The sequence below is a fragment of the Bradyrhizobium sp. WCU1 genome, from assembly GCF_053474805.1.
In genome coordinates, this window is the sequence record NZ_CM130280.1 from 3,324,724 (window position 1) to 3,350,611 (window position 25,888).

Here is a 25,888-nt window from a genome sequence, read left to right on the forward strand (position 1 = left end):
GAGGATCACTTCGGCTCTGAATTCATCAGAGCCGAAGTCGCTCGAGGACGCTACTTGCGTTCGCGCACCGATCCTTCTTGCGCGACGGATGCCACCAGCGTGCCGTCGGGCTTGAAGATCAGGCCGCGGGTCAGGCCGCGGCCTGACTGCGCGCTCGGCGAATCCTGCGCGTAGAGCAGCCATTCGTCGGCGCGGAACGGGCGATGAAACCACATCGCGTGATCGAGGCTCGCCGGCATCATGCGGCGATCGAACAGCGTGCGGCCGTAGCGCGCCATCACGGCGTCGAGCAGCGAGAAATCCGAGGCATAGGCCAGCGCGCACAGATGCAGTGCCGGATCGTCGGGCAGCTTCGCCGCGGTGCGGATCCAGACATGGATGCGGCCGTCGTCGATCTGCTGGCCGAAATAGCGGCCGAGCTCGACCGGGCGCAGCTCGATCGGCCGGTCGCTTTCGTAGTAGCGACGGATGAACTCCGGCATCTCCTTGAACATCGGCTGCTTCGAGACTTCCTCCGCCGTCAGCTTCTCCGGCGGCGGCACGTCGGGCATCTTCTCCTGGTGATTGAAGTTGCTCTCTTCATCGGAATGGAACGAGACCATGATGGAGAAGATCGCGTTGCCGTGCTGGATCGCGGTGACGCGGCGGGTGGTGTAGCTCTTGCCGTCGCGCAGCCGCTCGACCTGGTAGATGATCGGGATCTGCGGATCGCCGGGCAGGATGAAATAGCAATGGATCGAATGCGGCAGCCGGCCCTCGACGGTGCGGCACGCCGCAACCATCGCCTGGCCGATCACCTGGCCACCGAACACCCGCTGCCAGCTCGTCTTCGGGCTGTTGCCGCGGAACAAATTCACCTCGAGCTGCTCGAGATCGAGGATGGACAGCAGGTCGATCAGGCTCTTGGACATGGATGCGTCCTGGATGGGTTCGGTTTGGATGTCGTCATTCCGGGGCGCGGCGCAGCCGCGAGCCCGGAATCCATTCATCCACCGAAGTTGCGGCCTGATGGATTCCGGGCTCGCGCTTCGCGCGCCCGGAATGACGAGTGGGGCCGGTTGGCCGCTCTTGTTTCTCCCCCCTGTTTCGCCCAGCTAATATCAGGTAGCAAGCACAGTCTGATGGCGTGAGGCGCGTAAGGAAAAGGCATGCCGGCACAGCGAAGTATTGTGATCTGCGGGGGCGCGTTTGCGGGGCTGGCGCTGGCCGTGGCGTTGCGCCAGGGGCTCGGGCCGGACATCCCGGTCATCGTGGCCGACCCGGCGTTGAGCCAGCGGCCGAGCCGTGATCCGCGCGCGACGGCGATCGTGGCGGCCTGCCGGCGGCTGTTCGAAACCCTCGGCGTCTGGGGCCAGGTGGCGCCGACCGCGCAGCCGATCACGGACATGGTCGTGACCGATTCCAAGCTCGAGGACGCCACCCGCCCGGTTTTCCTGACCTTCGCCGGCAATGTCGAGCCGGGCGAGCCGTTCGCCCATATGGTCGAGAACCGCTATCTGATCGATGCGCTGGCAAGCCGCGCCGAGGCCGAAGGCGTCGAGCTGCGCGCCACGGCGGTGTCGAGCTTCGACTCACGCCCCGACGGCGTCAGCGTGCGGCTGGCCGACGGCACCGAGATCGATGCGAGCCTCTTGGTCGCCGCCGACGGCGCACGGTCGAAGCTGCGCGAGCGCGCCGGGATTGCGACCCATGGCTGGGACTATGACCAATCCGGCATTGTCGTCACGGTCGGGCATGAGCGCGCGCATCACGGCCGCGCCGAGGAGCATTTCCTGCCCGCGGGCCCGTTCGCGATCCTGCCGCTGACCGGCAACCGCTCCTCGCTGGTGTGGACCGAGACGCGCAAGGACGCCGCGCGCATCACGGCGTTGAGCGAGGACGAATTCCACGCCGAGCTCGAGCAGCGTTTCGGCTTGCATCTCGGCGAGATCAAGGCGCTCGACCGACCGCGCGGGTTTCCGCTCGGCTATTTCGTCGCGCGCTCGTTTGTCGCCGAACGGCTGGCGCTGATCGGTGACGCCGCGCATGTGATCCATCCGATCGCGGGGCAGGGGCTCAACATGGGCCTGAAGGATGTCGCGGCGCTTGCCGAAGTCGTGGTCGATGCGGCGCGGCTCGGCATGGATCTCGGACAGGCCGACGTGCTCGAGCGCTACCAGCGCTGGCGCCGCTTCGACACCATGGCAATGGGGGTTGCCACCAACTCGCTGAACTTCCTGTTCTCCAACGAATCGACATTGCTGCGCACCGTGCGCGACATCGGCCTCGGCCTCGTCGATCGCGCGCCGCCATTGAAGAGCATGTTCATCCGCCAGGCGGCGGGCCTGTCAGGCGAAGTGCCGCGGCTGTTGAAGGGCGAGGCGCTGTAAGCTTTCGTAGCCCGGACGAAGCGGAGCGAAATCCGGGCTACTACGCGATCGCATCAGTCGATCTTGCGCGCCTCTTCCGGCAGCATGATCGGGATGCCGTCGCGGATCGGATAGGCGAGCTTGGCAGAGCGCGAGATCAGCTCCTGCCGCGCGGCGTCGAATTCCAGCGGTCCCTTGGTGATCGGGCACACCAGAATTTCGAGCAGTTTCGGGTCGGCGGTGCTTTCGAGGTGATCGGTCGTCGAGTTCATTGCGGTCTCCGGCTGCAGCGTTTTCGAGCGAAGCCTGTCCTGCACTTGATGCGGGATGGATACCGGTTCGCGTGAAGAAAACGCGTCAGAATAAACTGCCGTGATGTAGCATATCTAAATACGCGCTGTCAGCGCTTCGCCATTCGCAACAATTCGTCGAGCGCGGCCTGCTGCCGCGCCTTCGGCAGCGCCTGCTCCGACAGCGCATAGCCGATGAACGCCCAATAGAAGACCTGTGCCCGGCCGCGCGCCACCTCGTCAGGGAATCCGGTCTGCCGGAGCAGGGTTTCGATATAGCCGACGCGGCGCCGGTCGACCTCGAGCACGGCGGCGCGCGCTGTGGTGTCGGCGGTGGCCCAGCTGCGCACCGCGCGTTCCAGCGCCAGCCGCGCCGAGAACGCCCGGCGCAACAGCAGCGCCAGCGCGTCGCCGCCTTTCGGAATGGTCTCGAGCTCCGCGATCACCTGCTCGGCGGCGACCTCGCGCCAATGGGTGAGGATCGCGGCGCGGTAGGCGCCGATATCGGCGAAATGCCAGTAGAAGCTGCCGCGCGAGACGCCCATGGCCTTGGCAAGCGGCTCGGCCTTGAGCGCCGTGAAGCCGCGCCGCGCCAGCGTCTTCAGGCCCTGATCGAGCCAGTCATTGGCTGAGAGCTGGTCCGTCATGGTTTCCTCGTCCGCGCCGGCACCATACACAAGTGTATTGACAGGCGCCAGCCCCAGGTGCCATATCCATGCCGACCATACAGTACTGTACGGAGACGTCGCGATGCGTGATCTTCTGCTGCAAGGCGCCGGTGCGATCGCTATCGTGGTCAGCCTGATCCACGGCGTTCTCGGCGAAACCAAGATATTCGCGCGCGCAACGATCGAGCCGCCGCGCCTGCGCTTCCTCCTCCATCTGGTCTATCAAGCGGGCACGGTCGCCTGGATCGGCGGCGGCGTGCTGCTCGTCGCCGCGCCCACGATGGCCTCCGATGCCGCGCGGCACTGGATCGTGGCAACGCTCGCCATCGTGTTCGGCTGCGCCGCGCTGGCGAACGCGGTCGCGACCCGCTTCCGTCACTTCGGCTGGATGGCGATGAGCGCCGTCGTGGCGCTTGCAGCTGCCGGCTATTAGCGAGCGCGGCAGGGCGCCGAAGGCGCCGCCTTGCCGGACGTACGAAGAATTTATGGAGTCATCAATTTCCGTGCGGAATCGGCTTACGCGCGGATAACCATGCCACCGAAAGTTGTAGAAAATTATCGAGAATACAATTCAATCGGCCTAGCTTGTCCGCGCGGACAACCATGGACCGACGCATGTTTCGTGTTCTGACGTGCCTTTCAGGTGAGCATGACTGGCGGCTCGTTCTGCTCGCCGGACTGGTCTGCTTCGTTGCCAGCATTGCAGCCGTCAACATCTTCCATCGCGCGATCGCATCGCAGGCGAGGACGCGGCTGATCTGGATCGCGATCGCGGGAGCCGCGATCGGCTACGGTATCTGGGCGACGCATTTCATCGCCATGCTGGCCTACGAGCCCGGCGTGCCGACCGGTTACGGCATCACGCTGACCGCACTGTCGCTTGCCGTGGCGATGATGCTGACCTCGTGTGGCCTCGGCCTCGCTGCCAGCGACTCCAGCGGCTGGCGCGCGCCGGTCGGCGGCGCAGTGATCGGCGCCGGCATCGCCAGCATGCACTATCTCGGAATGTGGGCGCTCGAAGTGCCGGGCCATGTGGTGTGGTCGATGGACCTCGTGGCCGCCTCCATCGTGCTCGGCATGCTGTTCGGGTACGCCGCGCTGTCGGTTGCGGTCCGCCATCAGGATCGCTGGATGTCGCTGGTCGCAGCGCTGTTGCTGACGCTTGCGATCGTGACGCATCATTTCACCGCGATGGGCGCGGTCGAGATCGTCCCCGACCCCCTGCAGACGCCGGCGGCGCTGTCGCTCTCTCCCGCCTTCCTCGCCGTCGTGATCGCGGGCGTGGCGCTCTCGGTGCTCGGGATGAGCCTGGTCGGCGTGCTTGCGGATCGAAGGCTGGCGCTTCGCACCCGCCGTTTCGAGGACATCATCAGCCAGTTGTCGCTGGCGCGCCAGCAAGTCGAGGCGTCGCAGAAGGAGCTGGAGCAACAGAGGTTCCGGCTCGATACCGCGATCAACCACATGGGCGAGGGCCTCTGCATGTTCGATGCGGCGAAGCGCCTCGTCGTATGCAACGATCGCTACGCCAAAATGTACCGGCTGCCGCCCGAACTGCTGCTGCCCGGCACCGCCCACCGCGAGATCATCAAGCACCGGATCGCCAATGGCATCCTCAAGGGCGAGACCACCGACAGCGCCGCGACCGAGAAGCTCGCCACACTGAACGCGCTGCCAGCCGACGAGATCAGCAGCCGGGTCGACGAGCTTGCCGACGGCCGGCTGATCTGCGTGACGCGGCAGCCGATGCCCGGCGGCGGCTGGGTCGCGACGCATCGCGACGTCACCGAGCAGCGCCGCTCCGAGGCCAAGATCACCCACATGGCGCAGCACGACGCGCTGACCGACCTGCCGAACCGCGTGCTGCTCAAGGAGTGGATGGAGCAGGCGCTGTCTGGTGCGCGGTGCGGCGGACCGAGCCTTGCGGTGCTGATGCTCGATCTCGATCGCTTCAAGGACGTCAACGACACGCTCGGACATCCGGCGGGCGATGCGTTGCTGAAGTCGGTGGCCGCGCGGCTCCGCCGATGCGTCAGCGATACGACGCTGGTCGCGCGGCTCGGCGGCGACGAGTTCGCGGTCATCGACTATGTCAGCGATCCGGTTGCCGAAGCCGGCCTGCTTGCGGAGAAGATCAGGAAGGCGCTCAGCGAGCCGATCGATCTCGGCCACCATCGGTTGACCACCACGACCAGCATCGGCATCGCAATCGCACCGCGCGACGGCACCGATTCGGACGAGGTGCTGCGCAGTGCTGATCTTGCGCTCTACTCGGCGAAGAGCGTTGGACGCGGCTCGTTCCGCTTCTTCGAGCCGGAGCTCGACCGGTTGCTGCAGGCCCGGCGCAGCCTCGAGCGCGACATGCGCAGCGCGCTCGCCAACGGCGAGTTCGAGCTGCGCTATCAGCCCTTCATCCACGTCGCGAGCGGAGAGACCTGCGGCTTCGAGGCGCTGCTGCGCTGGCATCATCCGCAGCGCGGCATGATCTCGCCGGCGCAGTTCATCCCACTCGCGGAAGAGACCGGCCTGATCGTGCCGCTCGGAGAATGGGTGCTGCGCACCGCGTGCGCGGAAGCCGCCAAATGGCCCGCCGACCTCAAGATCGCGATCAATCTGTCGCCGGTGCAGTTCAGGAGCCCGGAGTTGGTCCCGGTGATCGTGCATGCGCTGGCGAGCGCTGGAATTCCGCCCGAGCGGCTCGAGCTCGAAGTCACCGAAACGGCCATCATCCAGGACAGCGAGGCGGTGTTCGCGGCGCTCAGCCAGCTGCACGATCTCGGAGTGCGGATTGCGCTCGACGATTTCGGCACCGGCTATTCCTCGCTGAGCTTCCTGCAGAAGTTTCCGTTCGACAAGGTCAAGATCGACCGCAGCTTCGTGTCCGAGCTCTCGGGCGCAACGGACGAGTCGCGCAGGATCGCGCGCGCGATCGTTCGCTTCGCCGTCAGCCTCGGCAAGACGACCACGGCCGAGGGCGTCGAGACCAGGGAGCAGCTCGACATCCTGCGCGCCGATGCCTGCGTGGAAGTGCAGGGCTTCCACTTCAGCCCGCCGGTCCAGAGCGAGAAGGTGGCGCAGATGGTCGGCGGGCGGACCCCGGCGGCAGCCGAACGTCCTGCGGTTCGTCTCGCAGTGGCGGGTGGCGCTTCCTGATCGAACGCCGCCCGAGCGGATTTCGGATACCCATGAGGCGTAAGGCCGCAGCACGCGGTCAAAACCAAATTGCGCGTGGAGCGCAAAGCGGTTTTCCGGGCCGTTAGAATTTCTCTAAAGCCTGCCGCGGCCGCGCTTCCTTGACTTGGCAATCCCCTCGGCATTGTTCACGCATATGCCCGGCGCGATGCGCGTTGTGGGCATGATCGTCAACGGAGGGGATGCGCGTGAAGGTGATTCTGAGTGCTGTGATTGCAGCGTGCGTTTTGGGGCTTTTCGGATCGGCGGCATTCGCCGACGGCTACAAGACTTGCACCAAGCTCGACAAGACGTCGTGGAAGCCGGCGAGTGATGCCGAAGCCAAGGCCAAGGCGGCCGGCTACGAGGTGCGCCGGTCGAAGGTCGAGGGCTCATGCTACGAAGTCTACGGCGTCAAGGAAGGCAAACTCTACGAGCTGTTCTACAGCCCGGAGGATCTCAGCCTGAAGCACACGATCGCCAAGTGAACTGTCCAGTGAATCGTCAAGTGAATCGCCGAGCGAAGCGGGCGCGATGACGGAGGCGGCGCCGGGCGCCCGCGGCGCGACCAGCGTGCAGGTCTGGGATCTGCCGCTGCGGCTGTGGCACTGGGCGCTCGCCATCCTCGTCCTGGTCGCATGGGTGACGCCCAACGCCTATGACCGGCTGCACCGGCTGGCGGGCTATGCGGTGATCGGGCTATTGGCGTTCCGTCTGGTCTGGGGCTTTGTCGGCACGCGCTACGCGCGTTTCGGCAAGCTCGGCGTCCGCCTGCGCGCCGCGCCGCGCTACATCTGGAATCTCCGTCGCGGCATCACCGGGCGTTACATCGGGCTCAATCCCGCGGGCACCGTGATGCTGGTGGCACTGCTGCTCATGCTCGCGGTCTCGGCGATCACGGGCGCGATGGAGGTCACCGTGACCTTCTTCGGTGTCTGGTGGGTGGAGGATACCCACGCCTATGCCTCGGATGCGGTCATCATCCTGGTTTGCCTGCACGTGCTCGGCGTCATCGTTGTGGGATTGCTGCAGCGTCAGAACCTGGTGCGCGCGATGTTCACCGGACGCAAGCGGCTGCGCAATCGCTGACGAACGCGTGGCTTTTGTTTGGGCATGATCTCCGGGCAAACGCGGAGCGTTTGTCGCGCGGGAAAACTGCTTCGCAGTTTTCCCGATCATGCTCATTGCACCGGCGGATCTCCCGAGGTGCGCTTCTTGGCGAGGTCCATCTCGGTGACGGCGATCAGGATCTCGGCGCGGGTCTTCAGGTCGGGCGCCTCGAGCATCGCCTGCTTTTCGGCCGGACCGTAGGGCGACATCATCGCCAGCGCATTGACCAGCGCCTCGTTGGGCGCGGACTCGATGCCCTCCCAGTCGACCTTCAGATTGTTGGCCTCCAGGAAGTCGGCGAGCACTTCGAGCAGCGCCTTGCGATCGACGGCGTCCTCGCCCTTGCGCGCGGTGAAGTCGCCGGCGAAGGAGAAGAAGTCGACCTTGCACTGCCGGTACGGCGTCTGCACGATCAGCTCCTCGACCACCTTGAAGCGCGCGACGCCGGTCAATTCGAGGATGTAGCGGCCGTCGCCGGATTCGGCGAGCTGGGTGATGCGGCCGACGCAGCCGATGCGGAACAGCACCGGCTTCGCCTCCTTCTGCGAATGCGCCACATCGGGCTGGATCATGCCGATCAGGCGATGACCGTCGCGCAACGCGTCGTCGATCATCGCGAGATAACGCGGCTCGAAGATGTTGAGCGGCATCTGGCCGCGCGGCAACAGCAGCGCGCCCGGCAGCGGGAACACCGGGATCACCTCGGGGAGCTCGCCGGGCCCGCGATATTCGGCATTGATCGGCATCTGGGGTCCCGCTGCTGTGACGGGTGTACTTTACGAGAACAGGATGGTCGACAACCGCCTGCGCCCCTCGACAGTTGCTTCATCGGTGCCCCCCCACGCCTCGAAGAACTGCACCAGCTGCTTGCGCGCGCCGTCGTCGTTCCACTTGCGGTCGCGCTTGACGATGGCGAGCAACTGCTCGGTCGCTTCAGCACGCTTGTTCATTGCGTTCAGCGCGGTCGCGAGATCGAAGCGAGCCTGATGATCGAGCGGGTTTGCGGCAACTTTCTGTTCCAGCTCGGCGATCGGGCCGACCGACTGCGCCTGTTCGGCGAGATCGATCGCCGCCTGCACCGCCTTCACCGCGGCGTCGTTGCGCTTGGATTCCGGCACCATCGCCAGCGTCTGCTTGGCCTGCTCGACCGCGCCTGATGTCATGTAGCATTTGGCGAGGCCGGCCAGCGCCGCGATGTTGGTGGCGTCGTGCGCCAGCACCTCGGCATAGATCTGCGCGGCAGCCGCGGCGTCGCCTTCGGCAAGCACGGCGTCGGCCTCGGCCAGGATCTCCGTGAGATTGGGCTCGCCGGCGGCGGGCACACCCTTGGTGATCTTCTCGATGAAGGCGTTGACCTGACTCTCCGGCACCGCGCCCATGAAGCCGTCGGCGGGCTGGCCATTGACGAAGGCGATCACGGCCGGGATCGACTGGATGCCCATCTGGCCCGGGATCTGCGGATGCTCGTCGATGTTCATCTTGACCAGCTTGACCCGGCCCTTGGCGTTCTTGACCGCCTTCTCCAGGATCGGCGTCAGCTGGCGGCAGGGGCCGCACCATGGCGCCCAGAAGTCGATCATGACCGGCTGGCGGCGCGATTCCTCGATGACGTCCTTGACGAAGGTCTGGGTCGTCGTCTCCTTGATCAGATCGGGCGCTGCCTGGGGCGTGGTGCCGCCCTGCTCCATTATCGTCACGTTGTCCTCGCCTGGTCGTCTGAGGTCAAAAATTATGGGGGCGTTCTAGCACGCTCCGTACGGCCGGTTCAGCCGTTCTGTCAGGCTAGAGCATGATCCTGGAAAAGTGGGAACCGGTTTTCCGCAGGATCACGCCCAGTAAATGGCGGTCGGTCGGCAAATTTCAATCGCTGGCCGCTCGGCCGGGTTCGATCGGGGACCCCGGATTTCAGCGCCATCCCACTGGGTGGACCTCGGCTCGAATCGCCCCGGAACGAGATCGCCTTGCGGCCCGTTCCAGCGGAAACGTAAAAAGAAATCCAGCGGGATCGTCAAATTCGGTCGATTCGGGGTCAATTTTTAAGGAAACCACGCGATTTCGTGAGTCCCGGACCGCGCTCTTGTGTTGCATTCGCAGGCGGCTTTTGGCATAGGTCTGCCGTTGCCGGCGAGCGATCGCCGCCATTTCGGATGCGGGTGTAGCTCAGTGGTAGAGCACGACCTTGCCAAGGTCGGGGTCGAGGGTTCGAGCCCCTTCGCCCGCTCCAAAATCTCTCGCTGACCGAATATCTCGCCGACAGAGCTGACAGTCTGATGAAGGCCCGCCCCGCTGCGGGCTTATTTGTTGTTCAGGCGGTTTTGCCGTTCGGGCAGTGCTCGGCGGTCAGGATGTCGCGGCCCGCGATGGCCGCTTCCCGCCTCGTTAACCGTCAGATCGTGCGTTCTCAAAACTGATAGAAATTTGTGGTTGTGTCGGCGCTGAAATGGCTGCGCTCGCCTCTCGACGCGGCACGCACGTGAATGATGCCGATCAGCTGGACGCCAGATTCCGCCTTGAACCGCCGCGTGGCTCGCGCTGCATGTGTTGCAGCGCTCATCGTGATTGCCGGCGTCGGGATATGCTCGCCGGCTTCAGCCCAGCTGCTGCCGAGCGACTCCGCCTATGCCCCGGCACACGGTTTCTTTTCCATGCCCGGGTTCGAGCAGGCGCCAGGCTTCGAGCCCGCGCAGCAGCCGCGGACCCGGGTCTACATCACGACGCGCTCGCATTGGGGCGGCCGGCAGAACTTCTGCGTCCGGACCTGCGACGGCCGCTTCTTTCCGCTGCCGCGCCTGAGCGAGACGGCGGATGTCAGGTCCTGCGAGGCGGCCTGTCCCGCCGCCGAGGTGAAACTGTATTCCGGCTCCGACATCGACAGCGCTAGGACCGGCGAGGGTGAGGCCTACAGGACGCTGGCGAATGCATTCCGGTTTCAGCGCGAGATCGTGCCGCAATGCTCCTGCAGGTCAAGCGCCTCGACCGGCCTGTCGCCGATTGCGATCGAGGACGACATGACGCTTCGGAGCGGCGACATCATCGCCGCCGACGATGGCTTCAAGATCGCGGCGATCACCAGTGGGGCGAGGCGCAGCGTGTTGTTCAGGCCGCTGTCGAAGGCCAAGGCGCAGGCGCTCGGCCTGGCGCGTCTCTCGTCGCGATAGACACGGATCGCGCGCGTTAGCTTCATTCGAATATGACGCCGCAGCGCAGAATGCCTTGTTATCAGGCAGCCCGCGCAGGAAAATTTCGCCTTGAATCTCGTCTCAACTTGTTTTGACGCAGCGCACACTGCTGCATGCGCTTTTCAGCGTCGATGGATGTGCTACCATTTTGCCGTCTGACCTACCTCACAGACCACGCCAACCATCATCTCTCAGGGCGTTCAAAATCAATAACAGGCAAGCTGCAACGGCTTGCATAGGGGAGTGACTCGATGAAATCAGCTTTCAATCGATCCATACTTGCGTTCGCGGCGATCGCGCTGCTGGCGGGGACCACCTTCGCCAATGCGCAGCAACAAACTGACAAGAGCCGGGCGTTGAAGAAATACGAATCCGGCACCAAGGAATTCTGGACCCATCCGCCGGATGACTGGTTCCTTGGCGACGAGACCGAAGCGCAGAAGGGCCTCGCCCCACCGTCCGGCCCGCCGACCGGCGCCTCCGACGCCGAGCTCGCCAGCATGATGAAGAAGATCAAGCTGCCGCCGGGCTTCAAGATCGAGGTCTACGCCTCGAACGTGCTCGCGGCGCGGCAGATGGCCTGGGGCGACAAGGGCACGCTGTTCGTCGGCTCGTTCGGCCTCGGCAATGTCTATGCGATCAAGGACAACAACGGCAAGAAAGAGGTCAAGACCATCCTCAAGGGCCTCAACATGCCGACCGGCCTCGCGTTCCGCGACGGCGCGCTCTACGTCATCGCGGTCGACAAGCTGATCAAATACGACAATGCCGAAGCCAATCTCGACAATCTGGGCAGCGGCAAGGTGGTGTATGACGACATGCCGTCCTATGCGGCGCATGGCTGGAAGTACATCGCCGTCGACAAGGACGGCTGGTTCTACATTCCGTTCGGACCTCCCTTCAACATCGGCATCCCGCCGACCTCGGTGTCGCAGATCCGCCGCGTCGATCCCAAGACCGGCAATGCGGAGATCTGGGCGCTCGGCGTGCGCAACTCGGTCGGCGGCGACGTCGATCCGCGCACCGGCAAGTACTGGTTCACCGAAAACGCGCGCGACTGGATCAGCGACGATCTGCCGAGCGACAAGCTCAACATGATCTCGAAGATCGGCGAGCATTTCGGCTATCCCTATTGCCACCAGGGCAATTTGCCGGACACCAAGTTCGCGATGGGTCACAAATGCTCGGAGTTCACCCCGCCGGTCTATAATCTCGGCGCCCACGTGGCCCCGCTCGGCATGAAGTTCTATACCGGCAGCCAATTCCCGGCCGAGTACAAGAACGCGATCCTGATCGCCGAGCACGGCTCCTGGAACCGGCACAAGTACCAGGGCGGCCGCATCGTGAAGATCACCGCGAGCCCCGACGGCAAGAACGCCAAGCAGGAAATCTTCGCCTCCGGCTGGATCGAGGGTGACCAGGGCTATCTCGGCCGTCCCGCCGATATCCTGCTCGACAAGGATGGCTCCATCCTCGTCGCCGACGACTGGGCCGGTGCGATCTATCGCATCAGCTACAGCAAGTAACAGTCGAAGCTTATGAGGCTGCGGTGGCCGCGAGGCGACCGCAGCCTCTGCTGCGATCGGATAACGGAACCACCTCGTCATGTCCGGATTGATCCGGGCATCCATCCAAACAAGAACCCTTTTTAAACCTGATGGATTGCCGGGGCATCCTCGACCAGCTCGAGGACAGCGCCCGGCAATGACCGCCGGAGAAACCGACAATGCGCGTTGTGTCCCTCGGAATGCTGTTCGCGTCGGCGGTCGCGCTGACCTCGTTTGCCCAGGCGGCGGACAATGCCGCCGGCAAGGCGAAAGCCGAAATCTGCGCCGGTTGCCATGGCGACAACGGCATCTCGCAGACCGAGAACATTCCCTCGCTCGCCGGCCAGCTCGATCAGTTCATCCAATGGCAGCTGGTGTTCTTCCGCGCCGGCGCGCGCAAGAACGAGCAGATGCAGCCGATCGTCGAGCAGCTCAGCAACGAGGACATCCGCAATCTCGGCGCCTATTTCGCATCGCTGCCGCCGTTCAAGGGCGGCAAGGACGACAATCCGGATCTGTCCGAGAAGGGCAAGCAGGCCGCGGCCGGCCGCCGCTGCGCCTCATGCCACGGCGACACCTTCGCCGGCACCAAGGCGGTGGCCCGCATCGCCGGCCAGCGCGAGGAATATCTCGTCAAGGCGCTGCATGACTACAAGTCGGGCGTGCGCTCCGGCGGCGCGCAGGCCGCGATGGCCGACGTGGCGTATCCCTTGAGCGACGAAGAGATCACTGCGCTCGCGCATTATCTGGCGCATCTGTAGCGGCGAATCATGTTGTCGTCCCGGCGAAGGCCGGGACCCATACGCCGCGGCCTCTCGATTTGAGGCAGATGTAGTCGCTATCTCGCCAACCAACTGAGTTCGGTGGTTATGGGTCCCGGCCTTCGCCGGGACGACACCGATCGTATTACGCCTGCCGCTGCTTCTCATACGCCTTGAGATGCGTGTAGGCCGTGCGCAGCTTCGGCACCGGGATCTTGGCCGCGTCGGCGCGCACGATCAGGTCGCCGATCACGTGATCGGCTTCGACCGGCAGCCCGGCCTTGATGTCGCGGAACATCGAGGCGGTCATCGGCGAGCCTTCGGTGGTCAAGAGCCCGCGGGTACGTTGGAAGAACGGGCCGCCCGGCATGTGCCCGGCATCGGCGGCGATCGCGCTGCATTCGTCGAGGATGCCGAGCAGGAAATCCCTGCCGCCGGGCGCGGCCAGGATGTTGCCGACCGAGGTCCGCATCAGGCTGGTGGACGCGGCGAGCGAGGCCAGGAATACCCACTTCTCCCACATGTCCTGCATCACGTGCTCGCTGGCGGCCGCGCCGTTGATCGCGGAGAAGGTCTCGGCGATCGCGCGCACCCGGTCCGACAGCCCGCCGGCGCGTTCACCGAAAGCCAGGGACTGCATCGGCTGCAGCTGCACCACCTCGCGCTTTTCATTCAGCGTCGCCGCGATCGCACAGAGACCGCCAAGCACGTGCTGGGCGCCGAACGTCTTGTCGAGCGCATCGAGATGCAGCATGCCGTTGAGCAGCGGGACGATCGCGGTCTTGTCGCCGACCGCTGGCGCGAACGACTTGATCGCGTCCTCGAGGTCGAACGCCTTGCAGCTCAGCAGCACGACGTCGAATTTGTCGGAGAGCTTGTCGGCCTGCACCGTCGGCGGATTGTTCAGCGTGACATCGCCGTTCGGGCTCTTGATCACGAGCCCCGCGGAGGCGAGCTCGGCGGCGCGGCGGGGCCGCACCAGGAACGTGACGTCGCGGCCGGCCTGAAGCATCCGGCCGCCGAAATAACCGCCGATCGCACCGGCGCCGACCACGAGAACGCGCATGGGAATTTGTCCTTCTTTGTTGTTGCCCCGGGGAGCGGGCGAAGCCCGAATGGCGGATAAATAGGGATCTGAACCGGCTATTCGCTACTCGCTATTCGCCGTCCGCTCATCTCACTTTCCCGACACCAATTCCTCGACTTCGCGCAGCTGCTCCTTGCCGAAGAAGATCTCCTTGCCGACGAAGAAGGTCGGTGAGCCGAACGCGCCGCGCTCGACGGCCGACTGGGTATATTCGATCAGCTTGGCCTTGACATCGGCATCCTGCGCGCGGGCGAACAGTTTTGCGGCGTCCAGGCCGGAGGAGGCGATCGCTTTGCCCGCGATCTCGGGATCGTCCATCTTCTTCGGCTCGACCCACATGTGGTGGAAAGCCGCCTCGATATATCTCTCGAACACGCCTTCGAGCTGGGCGGCGACCGCCGCGCGCATCAGGTTCAGCGTGTTGACCGGGAAGAACGGGTTCCAGACATAGGGCTTGACGTTGAAGCGCTTGAGGAAGCGCTCGGTCTCGATCTTCATGAATTCGGGCTTGTTCTTGACGCCTGCCAGCGTCTCGGCCGGCGACTTGTTGTTGGTGGCCTTGAAGATGCCGCCGAGCAGGATCGGGACATATTCGAACTTGACGCCGGTGCGCTTCTCGATCGCCGGGATCGCCTCATGGCTGAGGAACGCGTTGGGGCTGCCGAAATCGAACAGGAATTGCGGATTTGGGCTCACGGCGGTCGCTCCCTTTGGGCTTGTCTAGCATGGACCTGTCGTCGCAGGCGCCATCGGTAGAATATGATACTCATCATGTGAGCCGCGGCGCGCGATGTCAAATCAGTCGCCTGATGGTCTGCTTGCGCCATACCAGGGCGTAATAGGCCATCTGCAGCAGGAACATGGTCGCGAAGGTGACCGGGTAGGCGATCCAGATGCCGGTGATGCCGATGGCCCGGCTGAGCACGATCGCGACCGGCACCTCGACCAGTGCGATCGCCAGGGTCGAGAGGAACAGCGGCATCCACACCGTGCCGCCGGCGCGCATCGCACCCGAGAACACCGTCGCCATGCCGAACAGCACCATGCTCCACAGCACGATGTAGAGCAGCTGCTGCGCGAGCGCGAGGACGGCACTGTCCCTGATGAAGAAGCCCATCAGCGGCCGCGCAAAGAGATAGCCGAGCACGACCAGCCCGCCGGTGAGCCACAAGTTCATCTCGATCCCGGTTCTGACGATGGCGCCGACCCGGTTGGAATCGCCGCGGCCGATCGCCTGCGCGCCGAAGATCGAGGTCGTGATGGCGATCGAGATCGCCGGAAACTGCACATAGCCGATCACCTGGTTGACCGCGCCATAGGCTGCGGTCGCGTCCGAGCCGAACCCGTTGACGAGGCCGAGCAGCACCAGTTCGGCGAGCGAGACCACCACCATGCCGATCGCTGTGGGAATGCCGAGCCGCAACACGATACGGAGCAGGGCACCGTTCGGCCGCATGGCGTGCAGGAATGCCGCGTCGAACGCGAGCGGATGCTTGTTCCGCAGCATGTGGACATGCAGCCAGAGCAATGTCACGACGCCCGAGACGGCGGAGGCGATCGCGGCGCTCGCGACGCCCAGCATCGGCAGCCCGAGCCAGCCGCGGATCAACGCGGGCGTCACCACGAGGCCGACGACGGTCGAGACCGTCAACGCCACCAGCGGCGTCACGGTGTCACCGACGCCACGCATCATCGCCGCGAGCAGCAGGAACGCGAAGGTCACCGGCATCGTAATCATCATGATCCGCGCATAGGACACCGCGGCGTCGAGGACGTCAGGCGGCGTGGCGAGCGCGATCAGGAGCGGGCGGGCGAACAGGCCGCCTGCGATCGCAATCGCAAGCGCCAGCAGCAGCGTCACGGTCATGGTCGTGCCGGCAACGGCCTTCACCCGTTCGGGCTCACCGGCGCCCCAGGCCTGGCCGATCATGACGGAGGCACCCGCGCTGAGGCCGATCACGAAGGAGATGAAGAAGAACATCACCGGGAAGAACACCGACGCCGCGGCCAGCGCGTCGACCCCGATCATCTGGCCGAGATAGACGCCGTTGATGGTGCCGAACAGCGATTGCAGCACGTTGCTCAGCAGCATGGGCGCGAGGAAGAACAGGAAGGATCTGCGCAAGGAGGGAGGGTTGGACACGTTCAATTTCCGACGATGGGGGCTGGTGCGTTTTAGGTCAGGCGGCATACTCGCTACACCTCTCCCGCTTGCGGGGGAGGCCGGATCGCATCGGGGGCTCTCGCCACACGAAGAGTGTCGCGAGCGGCGAAACCCTCACCCCAACCTTCCCCCGCAAGCGGGAGAGGGGCGCAGCTCATTCGTGGCTGCTGTACATCATCGGTCGCTAATCCGCTTGATCGCTATAGGCGAGGCTGATCGCGTGGTCGCGGATATCGGCTGGCCAGTCCGCGATCAGCGTCGCAAAGCGGCGCCGGTCGTGCGCGAACAGCGCACGGATCGCCTCCTCGTAATGCGGCCGGTTGCCGCCCATTGTCGTCATGAAGCGATAGGCGGCTTCCTGCGCGCTGCGCGTGCGATCCTTGTCGCCGCTGGCGCGCCGCGCCTCGTCGACCAGCCTGCGGATCGCAACTGATGCGCCACCCTTCTGTTGCGCGAGCCAGTCCCAGTGCCGCGGCAACAGCGTGATCTCGCGCGCCACGACGCCGAGCTTCGGCCGACCGGGCCCGCGCGGCGCGGCCGGCGGCGCCGGCTCGTCGTCGAGCGGTCGGGCGTGCTTGGGCAACCGCGCCAGCACGTCGTCGACCGAGCCGCGGAAATCGATATCGACCAGGGCCGAGGTGCGGCCGTTGAACACCAGGACCGCGGCATCAGCGCGCCGGTCGAGCAGCTGCTTGGCGGCGCGGGCCACCTCAGGGAGGTCGCCGGCGGCGATGCGCTGCTCGCCTTCGAAAGCGACATAAGCAGGATTCATGGTAGAGCTCTCCGATTGCGCGACCCATTGCCCCGACAATTCCGGGCAATCGTGGTGCGCGGATCTCGACTTTCCCGTTCCCGGCTGGCACCAAGCGCCGCCCGATTGCACCGATAGTTCAGAGGACGCCCATGCTGACGGTTCATCACCTCAACAATTCCCGTTCGCAGCGCGTGCTGTGGCTGCTCGAGGAATTGGGCGTTCCTTACGAGATCGTGCGCTACCAGCGGCAGCCCGACATGCGGGCGCCGAAGGAGCTGCGCGCGATCCATCCGCTCGGCAAGTCGCCCGTCGTCACCGACAACGGCAACACCATCGCGGAATCCGGCGCGATCCTCGAATACATCATCGCGACCTACGGCAACGGCCGCCTGATCCCGCCGGCCGATACGCCCGAGCGGCTGCGCTACACCTATTGGCTGCACTACGCCGAGGGCTCGGCGATGACGCCGCTGCTGCTGAAGCTGCTGTTCACGCTGATGCCGAAGCGCGCGCCGGCGCTGCTGCGGCCGCTGGTGCGCAAGGTGTCCAACACGGCGCTGTCGACGCTGGTCAATCCGCAGCTCAAGCAGCACATGGCCTATTGGGAAGGCGAGCTCGGCAAGAGCGAATGGTTCGCCGGCAACGACTTCTCCGGCGCCGACATCCAGATGAGCTTTCCGCTGGAGGCGGCCGCCGCGCGCGGCGGGCTCGAGGACGGCCACCCCCGATGCGTCGCATTCCTCGAGCGCATCCACGCCCGCCCGGCCTATGCGCGGGCGTTGGAGAAGGGCGGGCCGTACGAGGTTGGTCGATAGATTCGCATTCATAGCCGGCAGCTCGGGTTTTGATGTCTCTATTTATATCCGGGTATTATTGCCACGTCAATAATGCCCGGGTATAAATGGCGTGCCCAAACCAAAAGGAGCCGCCATGAAGACCGAGGACCGCAAGCAGGCCATCGCCGACTACAAGAAGCGTGAGAGCGCAGCCGGCGTGTTCGCGATCCGCTGTCGCGCGACCGGCGCGGTCTGGGTCGGGCAGGCGCTCGATCTGGAAAAAATCCAGAACCGCATCTGGTTCACGCTGCGGATGGGCAATCATCGCAATGCCGAGCTGCAACGCGCCTGGGCGGCGCATGGCGCGGACAATCTGTCGCTCGAGACGTTGGAGCGGATCAAGGACGAGGAGCTCGCCTATGTGCGCGACACGCTGCTCAAGGAGCGCGTGGCGCACTGGCGCACGCAGTTAGATGCGGCTGCGGTGTAACCGTTTTGAGCATGATCTTTCCGGAAAACCGCTTCGCACTTTTCCGGATCATGCTTCAGGGCGACGGCAGTGCCTGCACGGTGACGCCGGGTGGCGGCACGTCGTCATCGGGGACGAAGAAATCCGACATCAGCGGCACCGAGGGATCGACGCGATAGGGCTCGAAGTCGCGCACGCCGTTGGCATAGAGCACCTTGTCGTCGATGCAGAAATGCCCGGTAAACTCGCGCGATGGCCGGGTGATGATCGCATAGGCCGCATCGCCCATGATCTCCGGCGTACGGCTCGCGCGCATCATGGCATCGCCACCGAGCAGATTGCCGACCGCGGCGGTCGCGATCGTGGTGCGCGGCCACAGCGCGTTGACGGCGACACCGGCCGATTTCAGCTCGCCGGCGAGCCCCAGCACGCACATGCTCATGCCGAATTTCGCCATCGTGTAGGCGGTCGAGTGCTCGAACCATTTGGTCTTCATGTCGAGCGGCGGCGACAGCATCAGGATGTGCGGGTTCTCCGCCTTCTTCAGGTGTGGAATGCAGTATTTCGAAACCATGAAGGTGCCGCGGGTGTTGATTCCCATCATGAGGTCGTAGCGTTTCATGTCGGTGGCCTGCGAATTGGTCAGGCTGATCGCGCTGGCATTGTTGACACAGACGTCGATGCCGCCGAACTCGGCAACCGTCTGCGCGATCGCCGCCATCACCTGCGCCTCGTCCCTGATGTCGCAGATCACAGGCAGCGCCTTACCGCCGGCGGCGCGGACCTCGTCGGCGGCAGTGTAGATCGTGCCCTTCAGCTTGGGATGCGGCTCGGCGGTCTTCGCCGCGATCGCAACATTGGCGCCGTCACGCGCCGCCCGCAGCGCGATCGCGAGCCCAATGCCGCGGCTCGCACCCGAGATGAACAGCGTCTTGCCTTTGAGCGATGTCATGAGAACCTCCTGTGAGGGAAGCACAAACCGACGGCTCCCTCTCCCCTTGTGGGAGAGGGTTGGGGGTGAGGGGTACCTCTCCGTACGGCATACTGCTTGGATAGACCGCGACCCCTCACCCGGATTGCATCTCTCGATGCAATCCGGCCTCTCCCACAAGGGGAGAGGCGAAGCGGAGCAAGCGGGACGGCCATCACATCACCTCACGTTCTACCCACCCGCATGCAACACGCGGCCGCGCGTTTCCGGCAGCGCGTAGGCGGCGATGAAGAACACGGCATAGGCCGCGACCGCGAAGATCGCGATCGCGTTGGCGAGCGTCGTCGTGGTCGACAGCGCGCCGACCAGGAACGGAAACAGCGCGCCGACGCCGCGGCCGAAATTGTAGCAGAAGCCCTGGCCTGAGCCGCGCAGCCGGGTCGGATACAGCTCGGTCAGGAATGCGCCCATGCCGGAGAAGTAACCCGAGGCAAAGAAGCCGAGCGGGAAGCCCAGCACCCACAGCACCTCGTTGGACAGCGGCAATTGGGTATAGAGCAGCACCACCGCGATGGCGCCGATCGAGAAGATCAGGAACAAATTGCGCCGGCCGATCCGGTCGGCAAGCCAGGCGCCGACCAGGTAGCCGATGAAGGAGCCGATGATCAGCGTCGCGAGATAGCCGGTCGAGCCGACCACGGAGAGCTTCCGCTCGGTGGTCAGGAAGCGCGGCACCCAGAAGGTGATGGCGTAGTAGCCGCCCTGCATGCCGGTGCCGACCAGCGAGGCCAGCAGGGTGGTCTTCAGGATCGGTCCCTGGAATATCTCCCATAGCGCGGCGGGTCCGGTGCCGGACGCCTGCTGCTGCGCCATGGTCGCGGCGGAGATCTCCGGCTCGGTGACATAGCGGCGCAGATAGAACACCAGCAGCGCCGGCAGCGCGCCGATCACGAACATCCAGCGCCAGGCGTTTTCCGCCGGCAGGACCGAGAACAGGATCGCCTGCGCCAGCACCGCAAGGCCCCAGCCGATCGCCCAGCCCGACTGCACCGAGCCGACCGCGCGGCCGCGATATTGCGGGCGGATGGCCTCGCCGATCAGCACCGCGCCGGCCGCCCATTCGCCGCCGAAGCCGAGGCCGAGCAGCGCGCGGGCGATCAGCAGCTGGTCGAAATTCTGCACCACGGCGCAGACCAGCGAAAAGAACGAGAACCAGATGATGGTGAGCTGCAGCGTCTTCACCCGCCCGATCCGGTCGGAGAGATAGCCGCCGAGCCAGCCGCCGACCGCGGAGGCCAGCAGCGTCACGGTACCGGCGAGCCCGGCGGTGCCGGCATCGACTTTCCACAGCGTGATGATGGTGCCGATCACAAGCGGATAGATCATGAAATCCATGCCGTCGAGCGTCCAGCCCGAGGCGCAGGCCCAGAACGTGCGCCGCTCCTGCAAATTCATGTCGCGGTAGAAGGCGAGGAGGCTGGTGTCCTCGATCTCTGCGACTTCGATCGTTTTGGATTCGGCCGTGCTCATGCGCGTTCCCCGGAGAAATCTTTCACCGGCTGTTTGCGATCCGCGGCCGGAGTTGCGCGGATCGCCAATCTATCGCGATGTCACAGGCAGAGCAAAGCCGCCTTTAGTACCCGGCGGCCTCTGAGCCTCGCGTGCGCGGATCCGGCGCGCCGAGCAGACCATTGGTCGTAACCACGATCGAGTTCGCGGAGGAGTAGCCGAGCGGCTCGACCAGCTTGTGCCCTTTGGCCTTCAGCTCGGCCAGCACCTCGTCGGGAAAGCCGCGCTCGATCCGGACCTCGTCGGGCAGCCATTGATGGTGGATGCGGGGTGCCGCGACCGCGGCTGCGATGTCCATCCTGTAGTCGATGACGTCGACGATGATCTGCGTCACGGCTGATATGATGCGGCTGCCGCCGGGCGATCCGGTCACCAGCACCGGCTTGCCGTCCTTCAGCACGATGGTCGGCGACATCGACGACAGCGGGCGTTTGCCGGGTCCCGGCAGATTGGCCTCGAAGCCGACCAGCCCGAACGCGTTGGAGGCGCCGGGGGCGGCGGTGAAATCGTCGAGCTCGTTGTTGAGCAATACGCCGGTGCCCTCCGCAACCAGGCCGACGCCGTAGGGAAAATTCAGCGTGTAGGTGTTGCTGACGGCGTTGCCGCTGGCATCGACGACCGAATAATGCGTGGTGTTGTCGCCCTCATGCGGCTGCTTGGCGTTGCGCACGTCGGTCCAGGGCGTGGCCCGGGCAAGGTCGATGGTCGCGCGTTGCCTTGCGGCATAGTCCTTGTCGACCAGCAATTGCGTCGGCGCGTCGACGAAGGCGGGATCGCCGAGATAGCGGGCGCGATCGGCATAGGCCCGCTTCATCGCCTCGATCATGACATGCAGAGAGGCGGCCGAACCCTGCTTCATGTCGGACATCGGAAAGCCCTCGAGGATGTTGAGGATCTCCAGCAGCACCACGCCGCCGGACGAAGGCTGCGGCATCGAGACGATATCGTGGCCGCGATAGCTGCCGCGGATCGGCGCGCGGATCACCGGCTGGTAGGATTTCAGATCGGCAAGCGTGAAGATGCCGCCGGCATTCTTGATCCCGCTGACCAGCTTTTCGGCAACCGCGCCTTCGTAGAAGCCGCGCGGTCCCTGTTCGGCGATCGCGGTCAGTACGCCGGCGAGATCGCCCTGGATCAGGCGGTCACCCTCATGCAGCGGTGTGCCGTCGGCGTGCGAGAACGCCCTGGCCGAATTCGGCCAGCGCGACATCCGGCGATACATGTCGGACAGCGTATCGGACGTATCATCGGTGACGATGAAGCCGTCGCGCGCCAGGTCGATCGCGGGTTTGAGGATCTGCGCCAGTGTGAATTTGCCCGAGCCGTATTTCTCCAGCGCCAGCGCAAGGCCTGCGACCGTGCCGGGCACGCCGATCGCAAGCGCGGAGTTGCGCGATTTGTCGGGATCGGGCTTGCCCTCGGCATTGAGGAACATGTCGCGCGTTGCAGCTTGCGGCGCGGTCTCGCGATAGTCGATCGCGACATCTTCATTGTGGCCGGCGAGATGGATCACCATGAAACCGCCGCCGCCGATATTGCCGGCGCGCGGATAGGTCACCGCCATCGCAAAGCCGGTGGCGACCGCGGCGTCGACCGCATTGCCGCCCTGTCGCAGGATGTCGGCGCCGACCCGCGCCGCGAGTTTCTCCTGCGCCACCACCATGCCGCTTTCGGCGTGAATACTGCTGGTCGTATCAGTGGCTGAAGGCTCGTAGGCGCGGCGCTGGACCTGACCGAGGGCGGGCGCAGCGATGCCGATTACCAGGAGAGCGGCAAACAGCCGCCGCGACATCGTTGCTGTCAGCGCCATCGAAGTGTCCTGCCCTGTTGGTCGCCGTATCAGCAAAACCGGCTCATGCTATATGGGAACGGATCGAAGCGGCAAAAGCCTGCCTGTAGTTGAGCTCAAGGAATATCTTTCGCGATGACGGCAACACTGCAGACGGGCACCGGCGAAGCGAAGGCCACCACCAAGGTCTATCCCGGCCGCGCTGCCGTCATCAGCTGGATCTTCTTCGACTGGGCCGCGCAGCCTTACTTCACGCTGATCACGACCTTCGTGTTCGCTCCCTATTTCGCGAGCTTCGTCGCATCAGATGCCGCGAGCGGGCAGGCGCTGTGGGGCTTTGCGACTGCCGCGGCGGGGCTTGCGATCGCGCTGCTGTCGCCGCTGCTCGGTGCAATCGCCGATGCCAGCGGCCGGCGCAAGCCATGGATCGCGGTGTTCGGCGCGCTGCTCGTGATCGGCGCGAGCGCGATGTGGATCGGCAAGCCAGGCAATCCAGACATCATCCCGATGCTGCTGCTGGCCTACGCGATCGCCAGTGTCGGCGTCGAATTCGCGACCGTGTTCAATAATGCGATGATGCCGACGCTGGTGCCGCCCGACCGGATCGGGCGCCTCTCGGGCACCGGCTGGGCCACCGGCTATGTCGGCGGCATCCTCAGTCTCGTGTTGGTGCTCGGCTTCCTTGCCGCCAATGCGGAGACCGGCAAGACGCTGTTCGGCTTCACGCCGCTGTTCGGGCTCGATCCGGTCATGCACGAGGGCGACCGCATCACCGGGCCGCTGACCGGGCTGTGGTTCATCATCTTCGTGACGCCGATGTTCCTGTTCACGCCGGACTACCCGGCGAAGCGACCGATACGCGAGGCGCTCGGCGAAGGCCTGCGCGACCTCAGGGAATCATTGCGAAGCCTGCCGAAGCAGACATCGCTGGCGTGGTTCCTGCTGGCGAACATGATCTACACCGACGGGCTGGTCTCGCTGTTCGCGTTCGGCGGCATCTATGCCGCCGGCACGTTCGGCTGGGATACGATCCGGATCGGCACTTTCGGTATCATCCTCGCGATTGCCGGGACGTTCGGCGGCTGGATCGGCGGCAAGCTCGACGATGCGTTCGGGCCGAAGCGCGTGATCACCGGCAGCCTCATCATCCTGCTGTTTGCGATCGTCGTGATCCTCACCGTGAACAAGGATTCCATCCTGTTCATCCCGGTCGCGCCGCCGGTGCCCGGCGGTCCGTTGTTCGCGGGCGTGGCCGAGCGCGCCTATATCGTGCTGGGCTGCCTGATCGGGGCCACCGGCGCGCCGCTGCAGGCAGCCTCGCGCTCGCTCTTGATCCGCCTCGCGCCGAAGGATCGCATCGCGCAATATTTCGGCTTGTTTGCGCTGACGGGAAAGGTGACGTCGTTCATCGGCCCGCTGCTGATCGGTACGATCACCGCGGCCACCGCGAGCCAAAAAGCCGGCATGGCGGTGCTGGTGGGGTTTTTCGTGGTGGGACTGGCGCTGCTGGCGAGGGTGCGCCAGTAACTTACGATCGTCGTCCCGGCCAAGCGAAGCGCGAGCCGGGACCCATGACCACGGATGTTCAAAGTAGGCGTGCTGGAGCCCAACGCGTTCTAACAACGCACGCCTGTGATTATGGGTCCCTGCTCCCGTGCGCAATTGCGCACTAAAGCGCGATGATATTTGGTTGAATCGTCATCGCGCTTCAGCTCTTTGTTTGAGCATGATCTTTTCGAGAAACCGCTTCGCACGTTTCCGGATCATGCTTTTATCAGTGCAACCCGACCTGGCCGGCTTCCCAGCCGAGCATCGCCTGCTTTCGGGTGATACCCCAGTGGTAGCCGGTCAGTGCGCCGCTCTTGCCGAGGGCGCGGTGGCAGGGCACCACGAACGACACCGGGTTGCGGCCGACCGCGGCGCCGACGGCGCGCGAGGCCTTCGGGCTGTTGATGTTGCAGGCGATGTCGGAATAGCTCACCGCGCGGCCCATCGGGATCTTGAGCAGCGTTTCCCACACCCGCACCTCGAAGTCGGTGCCGATCAGAACGACGCGCAGCGGCTGGTCCGCCCGCCATAACCGCGTGTCGAACACGCGCTGCGCCAAAGCGGTGGTGCCGTCGGTGTCCTCGACATAGGTCGCGTTTGGCCAGCGCCGCTTCATGTCGGCGAAGGCGGTCTGCTCGTCGCCGGGGTCGGCGAAGGCAAGACCTGCGAGCCCGCGGTCCGTCGCGATCACGATCGCGGTGCCGAACGGCGAGGGGTGGAAGCCGTAGCGCAGCGTCATGCCGCCGCCGCCGGTCTTCCATTCGCCCGGCGACATCGCCTCATGGGTGACGAACAGATCGTGCAGCCGTCCCGGTCCGGATAGGCCGGAGTCGAGCGCCGCGTCGAGCACGCTGGCGGAATCGCGCAACAGGTTCTTGGCGTGGTCCAGCGTCAGCGCCTGCATGAAGGCTTTCGGCGTCAGCCCGGCCCAGCGGCGGAACAGATGGTGCAGTTCATCCGGCGTGACGGCGGCGGCATCGGCCATCGCTTCGATGGTCGGCTGCGTCCGCCAATGCTCCGAGATGAACGCGATGGCGCGCCGCACCGAGTCATAGTCGCGCAGCGCGGCGTTCTGGAGGCCCGGCTTGGCCAGGCGCTGGTCGTGTATGGCGAGTGTCATCATGGTGTCTGATTTAGGAGCCATGGCGCATCCAAACCACCCGATTTCCGACAAGCGCGATTAGACGACGGGGTTGTAAGTGGGGCCGCGCTTCGCGGTGTTCAACGCCGTGGTCAAGGCCTTGGAAAAACTGGCCTTTTCGTCCGGGCTCAGGAAGCTGCCGACGCTGACCCGGCGGCCCCGGGAGACCAGATAAAGCCGCTCGATGCCGAACTCCTCGTGCGAGATCTGCTCGAACCGCACCCACAGCGGATTGAGCACCCATTCGGCGACTTGGCCGCGGTGGCTGATCCTGCGCACCCGCAGCTCCGAGGGCGTGACGGTGATCTCCTCGCTCGCTTTGGCGGTGCGGAAATTGACCTTGAAGGCCCAATAGATCACCAGCACGTCGAGGCCGAAGAAGCCGAAGATCGGCCAGGCGCCGAGCCACCAGAACACCGCGCCGGCGACGAAGCTGATCACCGTGACGAGCGACATCAGCACGATGAAGCCGGTGCGATTCAGCGAGCGATGCGGTGTCAGCAGCGCCGAGAACAGCTTTGGCTCGGCCTCGGTGCCGGCCGCCTCGGCGTCGTTCGCGGGATCAAAATCGTTGCCTGCAGTCATGACG

Annotated in this window: 25 protein-coding genes and 1 tRNA gene; 12 read left to right on the forward strand and 14 right to left on the reverse strand. The window is 65.0% G+C overall.

The window, feature by feature from the left end:
- Positions 1 to 50 precede the first annotated feature (50 nt).
- The gene (tesB, locus tag ACTUWL_RS15450) at positions 51 to 911 is read right to left on the reverse strand and encodes an acyl-CoA thioesterase II (protein WP_021082524.1); all 861 of its coding nucleotides are present in this window, start codon (positions 909 to 911) and stop codon (positions 51 to 53) included.
- Between the two features lie 237 nt (positions 912 to 1,148).
- On the opposite strand from tesB, the gene ACTUWL_RS15455 reads away from it, so the two are divergent.
- Positions 1,149 to 2,369, forward strand: coding sequence for a ubiquinone biosynthesis hydroxylase (locus ACTUWL_RS15455; protein ID WP_021082525.1), 1,221 nt, complete (start codon positions 1,149 to 1,151; stop codon positions 2,367 to 2,369).
- A 53-nt stretch (positions 2,370 to 2,422) separates the two neighbouring features.
- Here ACTUWL_RS15455 and ACTUWL_RS15460 read toward each other — a convergent pair whose 3' ends face one another.
- Complete coding sequence (locus ACTUWL_RS15460) at positions 2,423 to 2,620, reverse strand: Trm112 family protein (RefSeq protein WP_018269337.1); 198 nt, start codon at positions 2,618 to 2,620, stop codon at positions 2,423 to 2,425.
- A gap of 128 nt (positions 2,621 to 2,748) precedes the next feature.
- Complete coding sequence (locus tag ACTUWL_RS15465; protein ID WP_021082526.1) at positions 2,749 to 3,285, reverse strand: TetR/AcrR family transcriptional regulator; 537 nt, start codon at positions 3,283 to 3,285, stop codon at positions 2,749 to 2,751.
- 103 nt (positions 3,286 to 3,388) lie between these two features.
- On the opposite strand from ACTUWL_RS15465, the gene ACTUWL_RS15470 reads away from it, so the two are divergent.
- The 4 genes from ACTUWL_RS15470 (at position 3,389) to ACTUWL_RS15485 (ending at position 7,563) form a co-directional block, all read left to right on the forward strand.
- Positions 3,389 to 3,739, forward strand: coding sequence for a hypothetical protein (locus ACTUWL_RS15470; protein WP_021082527.1), 351 nt, complete (start codon positions 3,389 to 3,391; stop codon positions 3,737 to 3,739).
- Between the two features lie 182 nt (positions 3,740 to 3,921).
- Complete coding sequence (locus ACTUWL_RS15475; protein ID WP_035653731.1) at positions 3,922 to 6,456, forward strand: bifunctional diguanylate cyclase/phosphodiesterase; 2,535 nt, start codon at positions 3,922 to 3,924, stop codon at positions 6,454 to 6,456.
- Between the two features lie 227 nt (positions 6,457 to 6,683).
- Positions 6,684 to 6,962, forward strand: coding sequence for a PepSY domain-containing protein (locus tag ACTUWL_RS15480; RefSeq protein WP_021082529.1), 279 nt, complete (start codon positions 6,684 to 6,686; stop codon positions 6,960 to 6,962).
- Positions 6,963 to 7,008: 46 nt separating this feature from the next.
- Positions 7,009 to 7,563, forward strand: coding sequence for a cytochrome b/b6 domain-containing protein (locus tag ACTUWL_RS15485; protein WP_021082530.1), 555 nt, complete (start codon positions 7,009 to 7,011; stop codon positions 7,561 to 7,563).
- 92 nt (positions 7,564 to 7,655) lie between these two features.
- On the opposite strand, the gene ACTUWL_RS15490 is transcribed toward ACTUWL_RS15485, so the two are convergent.
- Positions 7,656 to 8,330, reverse strand: coding sequence for an LON peptidase substrate-binding domain-containing protein (locus ACTUWL_RS15490; protein ID WP_021082531.1), 675 nt, complete (start codon positions 8,328 to 8,330; stop codon positions 7,656 to 7,658).
- A 30-nt stretch (positions 8,331 to 8,360) separates the two neighbouring features.
- Positions 8,361 to 9,281, reverse strand: coding sequence for a thioredoxin (trxA, locus tag ACTUWL_RS15495; RefSeq protein ID WP_021082532.1), 921 nt, complete (start codon positions 9,279 to 9,281; stop codon positions 8,361 to 8,363).
- 452 nt (positions 9,282 to 9,733) lie between these two features.
- Here trxA and ACTUWL_RS15500 point away from each other — a divergent pair.
- From ACTUWL_RS15500 to ACTUWL_RS15515, 4 genes are all read left to right on the forward strand, one after another.
- Positions 9,734 to 9,808: transfer RNA gene (locus tag ACTUWL_RS15500), tRNA-Gly, on the forward strand.
- 421 nt (positions 9,809 to 10,229) lie between these two features.
- Positions 10,230 to 10,742, forward strand: coding sequence for a DUF2865 domain-containing protein (locus tag ACTUWL_RS15505; RefSeq protein ID WP_021082533.1), 513 nt, complete (start codon positions 10,230 to 10,232; stop codon positions 10,740 to 10,742).
- Positions 10,743 to 11,014: 272 nt separating this feature from the next.
- On the forward strand, positions 11,015 to 12,289 hold the full coding sequence (locus ACTUWL_RS15510; RefSeq protein WP_021082534.1) for a PQQ-dependent sugar dehydrogenase: 1,275 nt from the start codon (positions 11,015 to 11,017) through the stop codon (positions 12,287 to 12,289).
- Between the two features lie 200 nt (positions 12,290 to 12,489).
- Positions 12,490 to 13,071 carry a c-type cytochrome gene (locus ACTUWL_RS15515; RefSeq protein ID WP_021082535.1) on the forward strand — a complete coding sequence of 194 codons (582 nt, stop codon included), beginning with the start codon at positions 12,490 to 12,492 and terminating at the stop codon, positions 13,069 to 13,071.
- A 145-nt stretch (positions 13,072 to 13,216) separates the two neighbouring features.
- Here ACTUWL_RS15515 and panE read toward each other — a convergent pair whose 3' ends face one another.
- The 4 genes from panE to ACTUWL_RS15535 form a co-directional block, all read right to left on the reverse strand.
- Positions 13,217 to 14,137 (reverse strand): 2-dehydropantoate 2-reductase, encoded by a 921-nt coding sequence (panE, locus tag ACTUWL_RS15520; RefSeq protein WP_021082536.1) that lies wholly within the window; start codon positions 14,135 to 14,137, stop codon positions 13,217 to 13,219.
- Positions 14,138 to 14,248: 111 nt separating this feature from the next.
- Positions 14,249 to 14,854 carry a 2-hydroxychromene-2-carboxylate isomerase gene (locus ACTUWL_RS15525; RefSeq protein ID WP_021082537.1) on the reverse strand — a complete coding sequence of 202 codons (606 nt, stop codon included), beginning with the start codon at positions 14,852 to 14,854 and terminating at the stop codon, positions 14,249 to 14,251.
- A 97-nt stretch (positions 14,855 to 14,951) separates the two neighbouring features.
- Complete coding sequence (locus tag ACTUWL_RS15530; protein WP_373011422.1) at positions 14,952 to 16,301, reverse strand: MATE family efflux transporter; 1,350 nt, start codon at positions 16,299 to 16,301, stop codon at positions 14,952 to 14,954.
- A 205-nt stretch (positions 16,302 to 16,506) separates the two neighbouring features.
- On the reverse strand, positions 16,507 to 17,094 hold the full coding sequence (locus ACTUWL_RS15535) for a DUF2239 family protein (protein WP_021082539.1): 588 nt from the start codon (positions 17,092 to 17,094) through the stop codon (positions 16,507 to 16,509).
- Positions 17,095 to 17,225: 131 nt separating this feature from the next.
- Here ACTUWL_RS15535 and ACTUWL_RS15540 point away from each other — a divergent pair, with 131 nt between their 5' ends.
- The gene (locus tag ACTUWL_RS15540; RefSeq protein ID WP_021082540.1) at positions 17,226 to 17,891 is read left to right on the forward strand and encodes a glutathione S-transferase family protein; all 666 of its coding nucleotides are present in this window, start codon (positions 17,226 to 17,228) and stop codon (positions 17,889 to 17,891) included.
- Between the two features lie 115 nt (positions 17,892 to 18,006).
- Complete coding sequence (locus ACTUWL_RS15545; RefSeq protein WP_021082541.1) at positions 18,007 to 18,342, forward strand: GIY-YIG nuclease family protein; 336 nt, start codon at positions 18,007 to 18,009, stop codon at positions 18,340 to 18,342.
- A 55-nt stretch (positions 18,343 to 18,397) separates the two neighbouring features.
- Here the strand turns inward: ACTUWL_RS15545 and ACTUWL_RS15550 are convergent, their stop codons facing one another.
- The 3 genes from ACTUWL_RS15550 to ggt form a co-directional block, all read right to left on the reverse strand.
- Complete coding sequence (locus ACTUWL_RS15550) at positions 18,398 to 19,273, reverse strand: SDR family oxidoreductase (RefSeq protein WP_021082542.1); 876 nt, start codon at positions 19,271 to 19,273, stop codon at positions 18,398 to 18,400.
- 210 nt (positions 19,274 to 19,483) lie between these two features.
- Positions 19,484 to 20,782, reverse strand: a complete 1,299-nt coding sequence (locus ACTUWL_RS15555) for an MFS transporter (RefSeq protein WP_021082543.1) — start codon at positions 20,780 to 20,782, stop codon at positions 19,484 to 19,486.
- 103 nt (positions 20,783 to 20,885) lie between these two features.
- Positions 20,886 to 22,613 (reverse strand): gamma-glutamyltransferase, encoded by a 1,728-nt coding sequence (gene ggt, locus ACTUWL_RS15560; RefSeq protein ID WP_373011439.1) that lies wholly within the window; start codon positions 22,611 to 22,613, stop codon positions 20,886 to 20,888.
- Between the two features lie 132 nt (positions 22,614 to 22,745).
- On the opposite strand from ggt, the gene ACTUWL_RS15565 reads away from it, so the two are divergent.
- Positions 22,746 to 24,137, forward strand: a complete 1,392-nt coding sequence (locus ACTUWL_RS15565; protein WP_021082545.1) for an MFS transporter — start codon at positions 22,746 to 22,748, stop codon at positions 24,135 to 24,137.
- Positions 24,138 to 24,384: 247 nt separating this feature from the next.
- Here the strand turns inward: ACTUWL_RS15565 and ACTUWL_RS15570 are convergent, their stop codons facing one another.
- Positions 24,385 to 25,281, reverse strand: a complete 897-nt coding sequence (locus ACTUWL_RS15570) for a methylated-DNA--[protein]-cysteine S-methyltransferase (protein WP_035653697.1) — start codon at positions 25,279 to 25,281, stop codon at positions 24,385 to 24,387.
- Positions 25,282 to 25,338: 57 nt separating this feature from the next.
- Complete coding sequence (locus ACTUWL_RS15575) at positions 25,339 to 25,884, reverse strand: DUF2244 domain-containing protein (RefSeq protein ID WP_021082547.1); 546 nt, start codon at positions 25,882 to 25,884, stop codon at positions 25,339 to 25,341.
- Positions 25,885 to 25,888: the final 4 nt, after the last annotated feature.